The organism is Cerasicoccus frondis (assembly GCA_031296915.1).
Lineage (GTDB): Bacteria > Verrucomicrobiota > Verrucomicrobiia > Opitutales > Cerasicoccaceae > Cerasicoccus > Cerasicoccus frondis.
Map to the genome: position 1 here is coordinate 21,456 of JAVDPC010000003.1, position 16,771 is coordinate 38,226.

Annotated in this window: 7 protein-coding genes; 5 read left to right on the plus strand and 2 right to left on the minus strand. The window is 54.2% G+C overall.

The features are described 5' to 3' along the window. Positions 1–40 precede the first annotated feature (40 nt). The 5 genes from RBB63_RS02905 to RBB63_RS02925 all read left to right on the plus strand — a co-directional run bounded on the left by RBB63_RS02905 (position 41) and on the right by RBB63_RS02925 (position 15,054). Entirely contained in the window at positions 41–1,561 is a 1,521-nt protein-coding gene (locus RBB63_RS02905) for a GH39 family glycosyl hydrolase (protein WP_309380931.1), read from the plus strand. 674 nt (positions 1,562–2,235) lie between these two features. After that, positions 2,236–3,912, plus strand: coding sequence for a hypothetical protein (locus tag RBB63_RS02910; RefSeq protein WP_309380933.1), 1,677 nt, complete (start codon positions 2,236–2,238; stop codon positions 3,910–3,912). Between the two features lie 37 nt (positions 3,913–3,949). Further along, entirely contained in the window at positions 3,950–13,057 is a 9,108-nt protein-coding gene (locus tag RBB63_RS02915) for a PA14 domain-containing protein (protein ID WP_309380935.1), read from the plus strand. A 12-nt stretch (positions 13,058–13,069) separates the two neighbouring features. Further along, positions 13,070–14,125, plus strand: a complete 1,056-nt coding sequence (locus RBB63_RS02920) for a hypothetical protein (RefSeq protein WP_309380937.1) — start codon at positions 13,070–13,072, stop codon at positions 14,123–14,125. Then, positions 14,122–15,054 (plus strand): peptidylprolyl isomerase, encoded by a 933-nt coding sequence (locus RBB63_RS02925; RefSeq protein ID WP_309380938.1) that lies wholly within the window; start codon positions 14,122–14,124, stop codon positions 15,052–15,054. Before RBB63_RS02920 ends, RBB63_RS02925 begins: the two co-directional genes overlap by 4 nt. Before the next feature lie 13 nt (positions 15,055–15,067). Here the strand turns inward: RBB63_RS02925 and RBB63_RS02930 are convergent, their stop codons facing one another. Beyond that, positions 15,068–15,313, minus strand: a complete 246-nt coding sequence (locus tag RBB63_RS02930; protein ID WP_309380940.1) for a hypothetical protein — start codon at positions 15,311–15,313, stop codon at positions 15,068–15,070. Positions 15,314–15,942: 629 nt separating this feature from the next. Continuing rightward, positions 15,943–16,401: an IS200/IS605 family transposase gene (tnpA, locus tag RBB63_RS02935; RefSeq protein ID WP_309380942.1), complete on the minus strand. Its 459-nt coding sequence runs from the start codon at positions 16,399–16,401 to the stop codon at positions 15,943–15,945. Positions 16,402–16,771: the final 370 nt, after the last annotated feature.

A 16,771-nucleotide genomic window follows, 5' to 3' on the forward strand; every position in this document is an offset into this window, starting at 1 on the left:
CGTTGTTCTCTGTCTTTGTCACCAACTCCTCCTCACAGCTATGCACGCCGCCTCACTGACATCTTCTGAAACGGGCAATTTCTTTCTGCCCGGTAATAAGTTAACCTTCACCTTTAATCTGGGTGAAACGCCGCCTCCGGAGACGGGGCTGGTGGTGTTTAATCTTCTCAATGCGCAGGGCCGCCAGTTGGCGAGCAAGACTCAGGATCTGGAAGGCAAGAATGCGTTGGAGGTGACGTTTGAGCCACCAGCCTTGGAAGGCTTTTACAAGCTGGAGGCCGAAGGCGATCATGGTCAACTGGCGCACTGCACGCTGGGCGTCCTTGCCGCCGCCGAGGTTTCCCCCGAGCCCGATCCGTCGTCTCGCTATGGGACCGTAGCGCACCTTAAAGGAATGGATGATCAGGATCGGGAACTCATGCTCGACTTGATCAAGCGCGGCGGGCTTGGCTGGATACGAGAGGGATTCCTCTGGCACCAGATGGAAAAAGCGCCCGGCGAATGGACGACGGAACGCTACGATGACCTCATGGCTCGTTCGCTCAAGCACGGCATCTGCGTGCTTCCGGTTTTGTGCTTCGGGACACCATGGGCGGCCATTGATTCGTCTTTGCCCGATGGCAAGCGCTACAGAGCGCAGCCCAAAGCCGAGGCATGGCAGAACTACATCCGCACCATGATTGCACGCTATGGTGAGCATGTCCACGCCTGGGAAATCTGGAACGAGCCGAACCTGAAAACGTTTTGGCAACCCGAGCCCAATGCGCCTGCCTACGCTGAATTAATGTCGCAGGCAAGTGCGACCATTCGAGAGGTTGCTCCGGGGGACACGATTATCACATCCGGATTTTCGCCATGCCAGTCATACCTTCCAGATGCGCCGAATCAGGACGAGGAGTTGTTTGTCCGAGAGCTGGTCAAATACCGGCCGCTGCCTTTTGACGCGCTGGGCGACCACCCATACACGTCTTATCAGCATGGAGTTTCGCTGGCCAGAACGGAGGAATGCTTCAACATAAATCTTGGTAACGCTCTGCGCGGTCTGGATGAAGCAGTCGATGACGTTGATAGCTATCCGATGTGGCTGACTGAAATGGGGGTCTCCACCATACCCCACATAACCACAGAGATGCAAGGCGCTGGTTACCTGACTACGGTGATGACGGTCGCCACCGCGAAGCAAAATGTTGAGCGCATCATCATTTATAATTTTCGCGATGTCGGCACGGATCCCACTGAAAAAGAAGACATGTTTGGTCTTCTCCATCACGACTACACGCCCAAGCCGGGTTATTTCGCCGTATCGACCCTGATTAAGAAAATCGGAAAGGCTAAGTTCGTTGGGCGTGAGACCGATGAAGGATTGATTGTCTACCGGTTTGAAAAACCGGATGGCGGCCGCACGGAAGTCCTTTGGACATCGGGTAATCCAGTTGAGTATGTGCTGCCCGCTGAAGTTAAGGCTGTGACCGATGTAACAGGCTGCCTGTTTCCTGTTGATCTGAAAAACGGCGTCAACTGCGTAAGCATAGGCACGCTTCCCATTTACCTGGATTATTAAAGTCGTTCTTAGGAGCGCAGGTCCGAGTTGTGACGATAATGCGATGGCGAAAAGCCTTAGGCTCGTTTTTGAAAACAACCGCCCGTGTGTTGGACCAACAACCGATGCTATGTTGCTCCAACAACCGGTGCTATGTTGAGGCAACAACCGAGCGGTTGTTTGGGCAACATAGCATAAGGCTTTTTGAAAACAACCGAGTAGGCTTTTTGAAAAAGAAGCATAAGGCTTCCTTTCGACAGGAGGACTAATGAAGCAACCTTCGCTGACGCCCACTGCGGCTAACGGACATTCAGCTTTCAGCCAATTTTGCCTCAACGGAGCTACGCATCAATGGCCCAGGGTTGGTGTGAGGGCTCAAAGCGGCTGAATGCCTACTCGGGGTTACGCATTGGTTTTATTGCCTTTCCCAACGGTCTTACGCAAAACGACATTTTGCGTAGCCCCGTTGGGGCAGTCCAAGATGCACATTGAATGTCAGTTGGCCCTCAGGTTGAAATTGTAGTATATCGAATACTAGTTGATTCAGTGATTCAAAGTGAAGTCGCTCTAAGTTACGAATTTGGCCAATTGTTACGAAAAGATATATCAATTTTAGAAAACGTAACACTTGCTTAATGCAAACTTAACGTCCGATTAATGATCTTGCCGGTATTATTCGGCGCATGAATTTGCATGTGTCTAGAATACTTCATTCGGCGCTCATCCTGTCTAGCTTGGCGGGTTGTTTCTTTAGCTCGAGCACTCTTTCGGCTGACTCTACTACTTACATTAGCGGCGCCGAAGTTACCCAAACGTTCTCACTCAATGCCGGGTGGAACGCCGTTTATTTAGAGGTCGATCCGGAAGGCGCGGCGCCTGCTGAGGTGTTCGCTGATGCGGACATCGAGGCCGTGTGGTATGGGAAATCCAGTTCGACGGATGCGGAGTTTATATCGAGTCCCAATGAGGCCTCCTTCAGCTCGGATGGCTGGTATTTTTACCTCGCTGATCCGGACACCACCGCGCTGAGCACCTTGAGCAGCATCTACGGCGGTCGGTGTTATTTAATCAAGGCAACGGTTGACACCACGATTGCAATCAGTGGCGAACCGGTGTATCGCCGGACGCCCTGGGAGAGCCAGACTTATAAGCTGACGGGTTTTCACGCTGATCCCACTACGGCCATTACTTTTCAGGACTTTCTCAACTTGGGTTCCGACGCGGCTGCCGATCTGTTGATATATAAAATGGATTCCGACGGCGCCTGGAATCTGGTTGCTGCGCCACAGAACGAAATTGTGCAGAGCGGCGTCGCTTACTGGGTTTATAACGATGGGACCATCTATGACACGGGGCCCTGGACTCTGTATTCGCTCGGGCTTGGTGGGATTGATTTGGGCGCCTATTCGGGGACTTACTCGCTGAACATCATGAACAACTCCGCGTATGACCTCACCGATCTAACTCTGTCGATGGGGGCTAATATGCCACTGACTTACTACGTGGGGATGGACGCCGAAACCGCCGAATCTATCTGGGATGACATCGCAAACTATGCTGGAGACATTGACGTCGACGAGCAACAAACAATCATCCTCGGGATCGTGCGTTCGGCAGGCGAAGCGGGAACTGAGGATGTGTTAACCGTTTCTGGTGGCGGCATGCGTGTTCATGTGCGTGTGACGACCGACGACGCCCTTACGGATACTGGGCTTTGGTATGGTTCCGTCATTCTTGATGCCGTCAGCTACGTGAATGATGCATCGGCTTCTGCGACGCCTATCGCCACGGATAGCGAGTTTAAGTTCAATGTCATCCTGCATGTTTCTGATGACGGAACCATCCGCTTGCTCAAGGAGGCTTACTTGGTCGGCGAGAGTGATGAGAATGGCGATGTGACACCGGTGCTCCTGGCCAACGAAGGTTTGTTGGTGGACTACGACGGGCTTTGGTATCGCGACGGCAGTTCATTCGGAACCCGCTACAGCGCGATGACTTATAGCTTCGATGCCGATTCAATGATCCTCAATGGCTCTCTGGATTCGACGCTCGATGGCGAACTAATCATCGATAAAACGCAGCGTGCGCATCCATTTTTCCACCAGCACCATCCTAAGCACGACAACCTCGACAGCGATGGCGTGGCGCTGACGGATAACCCTGACTATCCTGACTACAAGCTGGAGGTCTGGGACATTACGCGTGCGTTTACTTTTTCTTTCGCTGATAGCGCTGCGTCATCTCCCGATGAAGGTCTGGGCACTCTGACGGGCACTTACACCGAAACCATGACGGGCGCCTATAAGGATCCTATCAGCATTTCCGGTTCCTTTACATTGAAGCATATATCCAGCCTGGAGCTGGTCCAATAGCTCGGCGTTTTTAACTTTTTTATCTTCTACAATTGCCATGTATTTGAAACGTTTTCTGTTAACGGCTCTGTTGCTTCAGACGACACAGGTGTGTTTGCACGCTGAGTTGTCGGACACCGCGCTATCGCTCAAGCTCGATGGGACTGCGTCTGAGTTTATCCTCGCCTCGACATCCGATGAAGAGGGCAATTTGTATGTCGCCGGCGCCACATCATCGCCGGACTTGAAGGCAACGCTATTCCAGAGCAGCGATGTTGCCGCGGGCGCGAGCACGATCTCGTCTCCGGTGGATCAAGTGGCGCAGAGCACGATCACGTCTTCTGTCTACGGCGAGACGGATATCTTTGTCATCAAGTATGACTACGAGGGGCAGGTGGAATGGGTCGCTACGGCTGGTGGCGCCGGAGAGGATGCGGCCACGGGCATCGTAGTCGATACCGATGGTAACGTGTATGTGTCCGGTTACATGGAGGGCGATGTCATCTTTGGCGGTACTTCCGTCAATGCCAACGAGAACTCCAGCGGCGTTTCCACCGATGCGCGCAACCTCTTTTTGGCGACGCTCGACTCCAGTGGCAACTGGGATCAGGTGAATCCGATTCCACTCAACGCGACGGTGAAGTCTGGGGGTTCCAACGTGAGTGGTAAAACACTCACCGGGGTCAACTTAACTACCGGGCGCATGGGCTCGAATCTGCGCGAGGGCAATACGGTGGGTGACAGTCTGGCCAATGTGGCGCAGTCGCTGAATGATGCCGGTGGCATCACGGTTTATATCAAAGGCGAGGTCGACACATCGGGGCTGGGGGGCGCGGTTCCGAATTCAGGAACGTACGACTATTACCTCGGACTGGATGACAGCAGCGACTACTTCCTTTGCTCAGTCGATTCCGACGATAGTCAGACGGACAACAGCGGGACTTGGGCCTTCATCATCAAAGCCACGTATTCGACCATCTCGGCATCTGACAACGCGGAGTGGACCTGGGATTGGCTCACGCCGGTGAGCACCGTTCGTAACGCAGATGAATTCTCCACCATTACGCAAATCGAGACGAGCCCGGACCCCGACGACGACAAAATCTATCTGACGGGTTATTGGTCCGGAGACCTGGCTGCCGGTAGCACCTTTAATTCCGGAGATGAGGAAGATGGCTTTGTCATGGCGATAAAAGCCTCGGGTTCTACCTCCTGGGTGGCGACTGTGACCGGGTATGCAGTGGTCAACGCCCTGGCCATCGAGCCCGATCTTTATGAGGGTTCCAGCGTCCTGATTGCGGGCAATATCTACGATGGTGAGACGGCGGAATTTAATTACGATACCAGCTACGCTTCGATCAGCGTCAGCGCCAGCTCCGACACGTCCAATGGCTTCCTGGCGCTGCTCAATCCCAATGGCAAATTCATCTGGGCCGAGACAACCGATGCCACAGGAACCGATGCTGCGGCTACGGCTACGCACTTGGTGCGACGCTATCAGGGGGACTACTTTCTGGCTGGCAGCTACACGGGCTATGTCACGTTGAGCTCGAATAATACCGACCTCTCTGGAGGCCAGTCTGCTCCCACCGTGCAGGCGGCCTACCTGGCCAACCTCGACATCTCGACGACGGGCAGCACGTGCAACTGGGTGGAGGACACCCGGAGCTCTGAAGACAGTGAGGTCTACTCCGCGATGCTCACCCTCAATCGTTTGCAGTCGGTCTACTGGAGCGTGGCTAACGGGACGGAGATGAGCCTGAACACCGGCGGCGCGGGCCTGAATGGCGATTACTACCTCAATGCAGTATCCGGCTACGAGGAGATTGCCTCCTTTGAAGTCAAGGGCGAGATCAAGGGGGCTGTTTCGTTAAGCGGCTCAGTTTATAACTATACTGGTGGTTCGAATGGTAGTAGCCTCTACTATACCACTACGACCTTTGAGACCAGTGCAGACACTTACAATCAATTATGGGGCTGGTGTGAGGATAAGACGATCGAGATTCTTGGATATGACATCGAGATGGGCCAGTTATACGGCTTTGCTAACTATTATTGGAAAGAACCCACTATCTACTGCGCATCGCTTTGGCCGGATGAAGGCGCCTATGGGCTGGGCGAAGTACCGCTGGTGTTCGATAGATCGGTACCATATATTGGTCGTCAATCGGGCGACCTGACAGTGGACTGGACATCGATCCCCATCGACAGGGGAGTGTTGGCCGATGGTTCGACCGTCACCATGCAATTCTACAGTCGGAACTCGCATGTAACTGTAGAAAAAATGGCATCGGTCCCGGGAACTCCCTTGCATTCAGTTTTCACGGCGAGTCCGATTTGGTACGCAGATGATTTCCAAGCCCGAATCAATGGAGAGGTCTACGACTTTGATGAAGATCGCTATGATAGTCACGTCATCATTTCTACCAATAGGCAGTTTGACTTCACGCTGCCGGAGTGGCCGCTCTACGAAACACCCTTTACCGGGACGATTGAAATGGAGCGCGTTGATGGCCCGATCTATTTCGACTGGGAGGACAACTCTCCGGTATCGCGCGACATCGGCTATAGCGTGATCTGGACGGGCTGGATCGTCGTGCCTACGACCGGCGATTATACGGTCAGGATGTCCTTTAGTCGCTTCAGCGAAGTCGTGATTGGCGACGAGATATTCTGGACATGCGATGGCGACTCGAGCACCAAGAAGCGCCGTGAGCTCGAGGCCGGGGTGGCGTATCCCATTACCATTAGATACCAGCCAGACGATGATGTCACTTCCGCCACCTCGCCGGATTTACGGTGGCAGCTGTCGGGCTCTTACGAACATACGGTTGACGCCGAATACCTCTTCCCCTACGAGCCGGATTTAACGGTGCTCAACGCGAGTGACTTTCCGCTGACCAGCCGTGGCCTGTCATCCCAGGATGAGGTGTATCAAGCCGGAGTGGTCACCTTTGCGATCAAGGCGGATGGTGGCGAAGGCCAGCCCGAGTTTCTCGATTGGCGCGAGTATGTGGTCGGCGACGAACTTGAGCCGGTGGCCGGCGCGGTCATTAGCTCTTCGTCCACCGCCACGTATTATCCTGACTTGAGCGATTACGGCAGCAACGTTCCCATTTACACCGACCCGACGACCTTCAGCGCTTACGCGGCAGGGGAAATACGGGTGCGCATGCTTTGCGCCGAGCCGACTTCGAATTCGTCCATCTCTCTCTACCACCAGGGATATGCCATCGCCATCCGCTGGCCTACAGAAGAGGAGGGACTCATCGATTACCTGTATGGCGATTTGATCCCGGCCATTGATTTGGACCGTGAAGACACCGTCAAAATTTTCCAAACGCTACAATACACCGATAACGGAACGGTGGTCGAAGACTCCTTGCTGGAAACCACCGCAGCAGGCTACAGCACGCTGCTCTTTCTGGACGATGGCGCCGACTTGACGACGACAGTGCCCGACTTCGTGGTGGTGCGCGCGGTCGATTGGGCGGACTACGTGACGACCGCTGACGCGGTGATCGGCGAAACCATTCCCATCCCGGATGATGCGGTGGATGAGAGCGTGGATGGCGCCTCCCGCACCGGCTACGTGATGCGGGATCTAGCTCGCGTGGACGCGGATTCGAGCGTTTACGATCGCGATACGTATTTGGGCCAAATCATCCCCGTGAATTTGGAAGAGTTCGTGGATGGCGATGAGCAGGCCGACGATGATGACCTCGATGTCGCCTGGTTCACGCAGTATACGCAGACCAGCACGATTCTCTGGCCTTATGAAGTGATTCACTACACGGCATCCTGGCCGAGCGACTACGGCCGCATTGTCATCGCCAGTGGCGAAGGTTCAGAGGGGATGGATGCGAGTGGCGCCTACCAGGATTCTTTCACGGATAATGAAAGCAGTCTCAGCATATACAATCAGCCGGACAAGACGCTCATGGGCTACAACCCCAACGAGGAGCATGCAGTCCTTGTTACCGGGCAGCGGACCGGAGCGGCAACGGCCTATGCGTTGCGCAACGATCTGAATAACCAGCCCAGCGACACAACTACTTCGGATGCGTATGTGCTCGTGCGCTACTTTGACGAAACCGAGCAACTCTGGGCGTATCGGATCTACGAGGTGCTGCAGACTGATAGCAATTATCCGTCCTTTAATGTTTCCGACGGAACTGCGGGCAGCGTGGTTTATGCGCCTTATCCGCTGTCGCTCAGCATCTTTTATTCGACGCAGACGATAGGCTCCGGCGATCCGTATTGGTTGGACCGCACCGGGCAGGTGTGGGCAGTGAGTGCGGGCACGATGATCGCCCAGTACTTTTACACGCTCTACGATGGCTTCTGGTATGACGCCGATGGTGATGGCGTGCTGGATGACGCAACTGATGTGGCTTGGCTCTCTGGCGGTTATGACGACACGACGCCGATCAACATATACTACGAAATCGAGTGGCCGGCAGACATTGCGACGATGAACGTCGGCGATACCGTCGCTTACGCCCGAGACGGTGTTCCTGGAATTTATAATATGCTTTCGGCGGAAATTATTTACGACAGCCGGGACGTTGACGCGTATGGAAATACCCAAGCGAACGTTGCTACGGCGACCAAGGCCACGCTGCCATCGGCGCGCATCTATGATATGGTGAGCCCACGCCGTTATATGACCCCCGGCCTGTATGGCAAAGGTCTGGGCACGTCCCTCCAGCTACTGGATGACGAAAACAACGCTGTGGTCGTCGAGTTAGATGCGGTCGAGACCACGGATAAGCTGTATGAGTTTGAGGACCTCTCGCTCGACCTGATTTCCCGCTTCTACTACGACCCGACCGAAAATGATTTCGTCTTCAAAGGACTGGCGCCAGACGATTCCTACGTGGGCGATCCCGTCATGTTGCCAAATGTGATGACGGCGGCTGAGGCGGAGGAAATCATGTTGCTCGATGATGCCGACGGAGTCGAAAGCGCGGAATCCACCGAGTGGGACCTGATCATCGAGAATCTCTACCTGTTGACGCGTAATCCTTCACAAGCCCGTGATATCGCCAGTGGGCCGAATGTCATATCTGACGAAACAGAATACGCTTATGACCTGGTTTCCAGCCAGATTCTCATCGGGCTGGCCGAAAGCGATGACCCCGACGTGATCGGTTACCAGCACATTGCGAGTATCGGTGGCGGTGCACTGACTACCGCCTTCTCATCGGGTGAGGGCTACATTGCCATTGCTGAAAATAACGATGAGTCGCTGACGGATCCTGTCAACGTACACCTCGTCCATGTGGTGGATTCCGGCGTGGTTGGGCAGCTGGTGAATTTTGAAAGTGAGAACTTGCTCGAAGAAAATTACTACGTGCGCCACCGCAGTGATTTTGGCGGGCGCGCCGACGAGCTGTACTTTGAATGGTACTGGCAGGAGTATGCTTCCGAAAATAATGCCGAGGGCAAAAGCCATCCCGCAATCGTTGTCGGAGATGATGCCGGTCCAGGTGGAACCTGGTTGAAAATTGCTGAAGGCTATGGACTAAACCGATTCGTGATCGAAAGCGGTGTCGAGATCCTCAGTGATGGTTGGTTACTCGTGCGCTACAAAGGCCTGAATACTGACGCCATCTCGGTGGATGACTGGTTTGGCTATGCCGGTGATGCGCAAGGTACGACCAGCGATCCGTTCCCGCACTTTGTCAAAGGCTGGGTGAAGCGAGTGTTGGAGAACATCAACCCGTTCGAGCAACGCTTTAGCGATTTCCACAGCAGCGAAACCGAAACCTACGTCACCATGATTGAGCAGGCGGGATCACCTTACGTTGGGGACATCGCACTGAACGGCAGTGACACCGATTACCTGAATAGCATTGGGCTTATCGAGCTATACACTACGGTGCTGAATCGGGCACTCAAGCTGAGTCTCGAAGCCAACCCCGCGCTCAGCACGACAGGCGTGCGGGATCAACTTCTCTTCGCTGCGACGCGAACGGCTGACTTGTATATGCTGCTGGCCAATGAAGCTTACGCTGATGCGCAGGACCCGACGATTGGTTTCACGACGTCTTCCGACGCAGGTTACCTGGCGCCGACTTATTTTGCCTTTGAGGGGCAAGCTTCGGTCCCTGATTTGCTGGCGGAGGAGCTTATTCTATTGCGTGGGCGTGACCTGAGCGGTTTTCCGGCGTATCCAATCTACAACCGTTTGCCCTGGAATTATAACACCGACGGGGAAGCGATTTACAATACAGCTTATGCCATCACCGATGCCGATCCGGATGGCCTCATCAATGAGTACGACGCCAAAGTGATGTATCCAATGGGGCACGGTGATGCCTGGGGGCACTACCTGTCTGCGCTTAGCCAATACTACAGCCTCTTGCGCCATCCTGAGTATGACTGGCAGGCGCACACGGAGGGTACGACCATTGCGGGAACGTCGGTCGAGGTGGATTACCTTTCGGAGAAGAAGTTTGCCGCCGCCGCGCTAGGCCTCGCCCGGACGGGACTCGAGGTCATGAAGCTCGAATATTGTGACCGCTATACTGGAAATCCGAGCGGGCAGTGGCAGGGCTACAAGGACACGGATGCAGAGCGCGCATGGGGTGTCGACGAATGGGGGCGGCGGACCGCCCAGGGAGCGCTGGTTAATTGGGTGGTGGGGAATGCGATCCTCCCCGAAGAAGACACCGAAGATACTGATTTATCGGCTCAGGTGGACCGCACCACAGTGGATGAATTAAGCACGCTATCCAGTGTCGTATCTGAGTTGGAACGAACCATAGCTCGTTATGACCGCGGCCTTAATCCGCTGGGCATTGATTCTCAAGCGACGCCCTTTGATATCGATCCGGATCTGTTCAACGATGCGACCAACCCGCGTAGTCATTTCGAACAAATCTACGATCGTGCCCTGGATGCTGTTTCCAATGCACTGCAAATTTTTGATTTCGCCAACGACCAGACTCAACGCATCCGCCAGGGAACACTCGATGCGGCTGATTTCGCCCTGCAGGTTGAGCAGCAGGAGATGGATTACCGCAGCCGTCTAATCGAAATCTTTGGCTATCCTTACACGGGAGATATTGGCGTGGGTAAAACCTATCCGCTGAACTACGATGGACCCGACCTCTACCACTACATGTATATGGACGCCAATACCGTCTCCGAAGAAGATTTACCCGAATCCGAAATGGACTCAGTGGTGGCGTCTTTCAATGCCTTTAAAGATGCAGCTACTTTCGGCTCTTCAAAGTATAATTTTCTCTTCGATACTGATGTCGATAAATATACGGCTGCGGCCTATCTCGACGTCAATGCAGACGCCACCCTTGACGTAACGTATCCCTATGCGTCTACGGCCGACTACACTGCGATTGCGCCTGAGTCCTGGGGCTCCCGGCGGGCTTGCGGCGATCTACAGCTTATCCTCATGGAAACCCTGCGCCTGCAATCCCTGGTGTTGGAGGCCCAGGCTAATCAAGCGGCCATTATTGAGAAAGCGGAAGATCAGGTCGAGGTGCTGGAAAGTCTGTATAACGTCCGCGCTGAGCAGATCGAAATCTATGATGAGACCAGCAAAGAATATAGGTCTCTTGCCAAGCAGATTGCAGTATCGCGCGGAGCCGCGACTGGATTTTCGAGGACGGGGGATGCGATTTACCGTTCACTTAAAGTCGCCATGGAGTTTCTACCCAAAAGTGTTAATCTCGATGGTGGAGATATTTTGTCTGCAGCCCGGGGATCGTCGATGCAAAGTGTTTCAGCTGGTATTGAGGCAATGCTGTATGCGGGGGCTGCCACTCTCGAAATAGACGCCTTATTAAATCAGGCGGATCTCGATATACTGTCTTTCGAGGCGAAATACGAAATCGATCAAGTAGGATATAAATACGAGATCCAGAAGCAATTGGCAGTGATCGAAGCCCTCTTGTATGATGAAATGGTAGCGCGCTACGAAGTGTATCAGAATGTTTTGGCCGTCACGACCAAGCTGGCAGAATTTGAGGCCAAACTGGCGGAGGGACAGCGGTTGCTCGAAGAGCGCGCGCTCATTCGCCGTCAGGCAGCGGGCACGACTCAAGAAGCGCGTTACCAGGACATGACGTTCCGCATCTTCCGTAACGACGCTCTCCAGAAATACCGCGCCGCTTTCGATTTGGCGGCTCGTTATACTTACCTGGCCGCTCGGGCGTTTGACTACGAGACCACGCTGTTGGCCGATGATAGCGATGCGGGTTGGCAGTTCTACGACAACATTATCCGCCAGCGAACCTTGGGCGAATTTGGCGATGACGGAAATCCGGTTGCCGGCAGCGAGGGGCTTTCAGCGCCACTCGCTGACATGGATACGATTTTTGCCAATGTGCGCACGAGCTACGGCATTAACAGCCCGCAAATAGAAGAAAATCGCTTCTCGCTGCGCACGGAGGCCTTCCGTATCAAGAGCGACTTCGCTAGCGATGATGCCTGGCGGGACACTCTGATGGCCACCTATGTGTCCAATGTTTGGGATGTGCCGGAGTATCGTCGCTATTGTAGCCCTAGTCGCTCAGAGAGCAGTGGCCCACTACCGGCGTTGGTCATTACCTTCAGCAGCGCAATTGCTTCCGGACAGAACTTCTTCGGCTGGCCGCTGGGTGGTGGCGACAGTTCCTATGATTCCTCGCGCTTTTCCACGCGTGTGTCATCAGTGGGCGTCTGGTTTGAGAACTATGACGGGAACGAGTTAGCGCTGACCCCGCGTGTCTACTTGGTACCGGTAGGCATTGATATTATCCGTTCGCCTTCGGATGAAGGAGCTATCCGTCAATTCAACGTGTATGATCAGGCAATTCCTATGCCCGAAACAAGTATCAGTAGCTACAGTAGCGACGATGGCTGGATACCATCTATCGACACCGTGACTGAAGGCTGGGGCACGATGCGTCGCTACTCACGATTCCGTGCCTATCACGATGATGGCTTTGACGAATCGGAAATGACCAGTGACACCCGCCTAATCGCCCGGTCGGTTTGGAATACCGAGTGGATGCTCGTCATTACCGGCGATACCTTGCTCGCCGACCCGGATGAAGGTATCACGCGATTCATTTTTGGAGATCCCATTGACCCGGATGATACGGGCGTGACGGACATCAAGCTTTTCTTCGAAACCTACAGTTATTCTGGAGATTAACCGCTTCTTCTCATGAAAATAGTATTACTTTCAATCTGTGCAGTTACCTGCTTCTGCAGCATCACTGCGGCGACCATTTCCGAGCCGGACATCATCTTTTACGGACGCATTCTCAAGGCCGGTACGCCCGCCGATGGAGCCGTGAACGCCAGCCCGGAGGGCGTCGACGATGGCACGCTGGTCTGGACGATCCAGCCCTCGGTCGGCAGCAGTTTTCAGGTTGCCACGGATATCGAACCGGTCGAAGGAACCGTCTACCAATACAGCATTCAAATCCCCGTTGAGAAACTGCCTGACGGCGAAGCCAACGGAACTGGCGATGCCGTCATCTCGACAGACGCTGACCAGACGGTGAATCGCGCAACGGTGACCCTCGATGGGCAGGCGCTTTACATCGTTGGCCAATCGGGCAGCACTGCCGACACGTTTACTTTTGGCGTCAACAATCGAGGTCTCATCGAGCGCGTGGATTTGTCCTTCGATCCCGAAGTGAGCGATTGGGACGCGGATGGATTGCCGGACGCTTATGAAGAACTTTTTGCCGACGTAATGGTCGGGGTGGAAAATGATGATTTAGGGCTAAATAATAATTCCAATGACGCCGATGGCGACATGGACGGCGACGGAAAGTCGAACCTGCAAGAGTACCTGAACGGCGACGACCCTTATGGCCTGACCTACAACGAATGGATTCAGATGCATGGCTTCTCCTTAGCCGATCCACTCGCCGCTTTCGATGCCGACGCAGATGGCGACGGGCTGGCGAATTGCCTCGAGTTTGCCCTCGAAGGCGACCCGAATGTCGACGATGGCCAACTGCTTGAGCAGGCAATGATTTCGCTGTCCGCCACCATCAGCAACATGACCTATCAGGTTTCGCTGCCCGGGGTGTTTGCGCCTCGACGCAACGGAATCCTGCGTAGCATCGAATACAGCAGCGACATGAAAACCTGGTCTGGAAATGGCCTCGCGATGGACGAGGACAGTGATGACCTGCTGTCGGCGACGAAGCCATTGTCCGGTAGCGACAGAGCATTTTTCTTCGTCTTCAAAGTCACCGAAGAATGAAATTGATTTGCTCAATTTTGGCAGCCACGGCTTTGATGTTTCTCGCAGCGTCTTGCGCCAAAAAAACTGACCCGGAGGCGTTGGCGACGGTCGGGGAAAAATCCATTTATCTGGAAGATCTTTTGAACCGCCCTGGCGCCCGTCCCGTGTCGCAGACGCGCGAAGGGTTGACCCTTGCCCTTCGGGAAGCAGCGCTCAAAAAAGCCAAAGCTCAGCGAGCGATTGCCGCAGGTTACTTGGATGATCCGCTCGTGCAACAACGCATCGAGGCGTTGCTCGCGACAACCTGGGATCAGCGTCACGCGCCGGCGGACGATCCGCGTGAATACGCAATCAGCGAAGCCGACATACGATCAAAGTTTGAGCAGAACCAGGATCAGTATGGCGCGCCGGCGCGCCTACGCGCCCAAGTAATTGTGATCGAACGCGACTCGGATCAACCCCAAGCCCATCAACTTGCTTTAAGCCTGCTTGCTCAATTGCGCGCTCTCCCCGCCGCCGATCGGGACCGACAGTTCGCCAAGAATGCCCAGCAGCATTCTGCTGACCAAGCGTCACGCTACCGCGCAGGCGATATCGGTTACTTCACCGAAGGCGAGACGACGCGCGGCTATTCACCGGAACTCATTCAAGCTCTCTTTAATGAAGCGAGGAACGCTAGCTTAGCTGACATCATCCTGATCGAAACCGACCGCGCTGTTTACCTCGCCAAGGCCAACGCTTATCAACCTGCCAAACAACCTTCGCTCGACGATGTGCACGAACGCCTGAAAACGCAACTGCAGGCCCACGCAGCCCAACAAGCAACGAATGACTACCAATCAGAAATCCTGAATCGCGACGTGCAGTTCTTCTACGAGCGCCTCGAAGGAATCGCCCAAACCGACAAGCCAAGCCCCACCAACGCCCCAAGGTTCAGCGGTATGTAGCATTTCGTTAATCTCAGTGAAGCGTCACTGCAACGCGCAGAATTCTGGAGCTCAAATAGCAAGACAACCTGACTTGCTTGCTGTCGCCCTCGGTCCGTATCTGAAGTCCCTCCGCGTAAAACTCCGCCATCAACGCCGGATCATTCCGGTTGTAGATCGCAACCCACTCTACACAAATGCCCGTAAATTCATCGGGCTCCTCGCGCCAGACAGATGAGGGACAAGGAAGAATATCAGCAAGAGGGAAGTCGGCTTTCATGGGGGGTGAATTTTAGGTTCATTCTCTTGTTTGGCGTTTCGGATGCATTGATAGAGAAGCTAGGGTCTGTTCTAAAAGGTGGAGCCCGGTAGGGACACCGGGCTCCACCTTGTGAAATAGCTTTTTTGCATTTTCGAACACACCTTAGGCAAAGAGGCTGGTTATACGTTTTGTAATGCGAATGAACCGTCGCGTTGCGACGAAGAATTTTATACTCGGTTACCGGGGGCTGAAGCCCCCGTCTATGATTGAGAAGTGCCTTCGGCACATCAGATGTGGACGATGTCGCATTGTCCACGATGTCGCATTACCCACGATGCCGCATTGTCTGCGGTACAGCATACCCACGGTGCCGTATGCCCAAGATGCGCGATTGTCCAGGATGCTGTATTGTCCTTGATGCCGCGTTGTCTGCTGTGCTGCATTGTGCAACTTGGCTTGGCTTGGTGTTACTATAGCCTGAATGCTATTCGCTGCTGTTTGCGCGCGTTGATCCCGAAGGGATCGCTCATTCCTAGACGGGGGTTTCAACCCCCGGTCATAGTATGTGGCCCGGTGGAATCGTCGCGATGCGACGGTTCAAATCCAAGCCGCATCGACGTTTTTCCGATTGGTTGAATCCAATACGCCTAGTCAAACAAATACTCCCGCTCGTATTCGATGCCATGCTTGTCGAGAAATGCGGTGTATTCATCTTCAAATGTGCGCTTCGTATGATGCTCGCGCTGGTTGCTGATATACTCGACGACATCCTTCTCGTTGGACCGACTCACGGTGAACGCCGCATAACCATCCTGCCAAGCTAGTCGACGATCCGGGCCGAGGATGTTCTCGCGGTTGATGTATTTGGAAGATCCGCCTTTCAGGAGCTTCATCGCGTCCGCCACCGAAAGCGTTTTCGGAATATGAATCAGCGCATGCACATGATTTTCGACACCCCCGACGCGAACGGCCATCATGCAATTGTGTTGGGCCGTTGCGGAAAGCACGCGCCAAACGCTTTGTTCGACTTCGGGCGAGATGAGTGGCGCCCGTTCTTTGGTGCTCCAGATGCAATGGTAGAGAAGGTGGGTCAAGGTGCTTGCCATACGTTTTGTGATAAGAATAAACCGTCGCGTTGCGACGATAAATTATTCATCGCGGTATACCCGGGGGTTGAAACCCCCGTCTATGTATAAGTTGTGCCTTCGGCACATCGGTGCGGATTGAGGGCGGATTGCATCGCATTGTCCGGTGTAGAATAGACAGGAGTAGCGTTAGTCGAAGTGGCGTAGACTGGCGCTGCGTAGATCTAAGTGGCATAGACAGGGGATGCGTAGATCGACGTCGGGGACCCTCGTAACATAGATCTACGAAGATAGGCACATATTCGCAATGTTGATCCCGAAGGGATCGCTCATTCCTAGACGGGGGTTTTAACCCCCGGTCCCTGTATGCGTCCCGGGGAATCGTCGCGAT

What these genes read in the sequence shown, in the direction of transcription:
- tnpA (WP_309380942.1), bottom strand. Translation starts at nt 16,401, where the DNA reads ATGGCAAGCACCTTGACCCACCTTCTCTACCATTGCATCTGGAGCACC.
- RBB63_RS02925 (WP_309380938.1), top strand. Translation starts at nt 14,122, where the DNA reads ATGAAATTGATTTGCTCAATTTTGGCAGCCACGGCTTTGATGTTTCTC.
- RBB63_RS02905 (WP_309380931.1), top strand. Translation starts at nt 41, where the DNA reads ATGCACGCCGCCTCACTGACATCTTCTGAAACGGGCAATTTCTTTCTG.
- RBB63_RS02915 (WP_309380935.1), top strand. Translation starts at nt 3,950, where the DNA reads ATGTATTTGAAACGTTTTCTGTTAACGGCTCTGTTGCTTCAGACGACA.
- RBB63_RS02920 (WP_309380937.1), top strand. Translation starts at nt 13,070, where the DNA reads ATGAAAATAGTATTACTTTCAATCTGTGCAGTTACCTGCTTCTGCAGC.
- RBB63_RS02930 (WP_309380940.1), bottom strand. Translation starts at nt 15,313, where the DNA reads ATGAAAGCCGACTTCCCTCTTGCTGATATTCTTCCTTGTCCCTCATCT.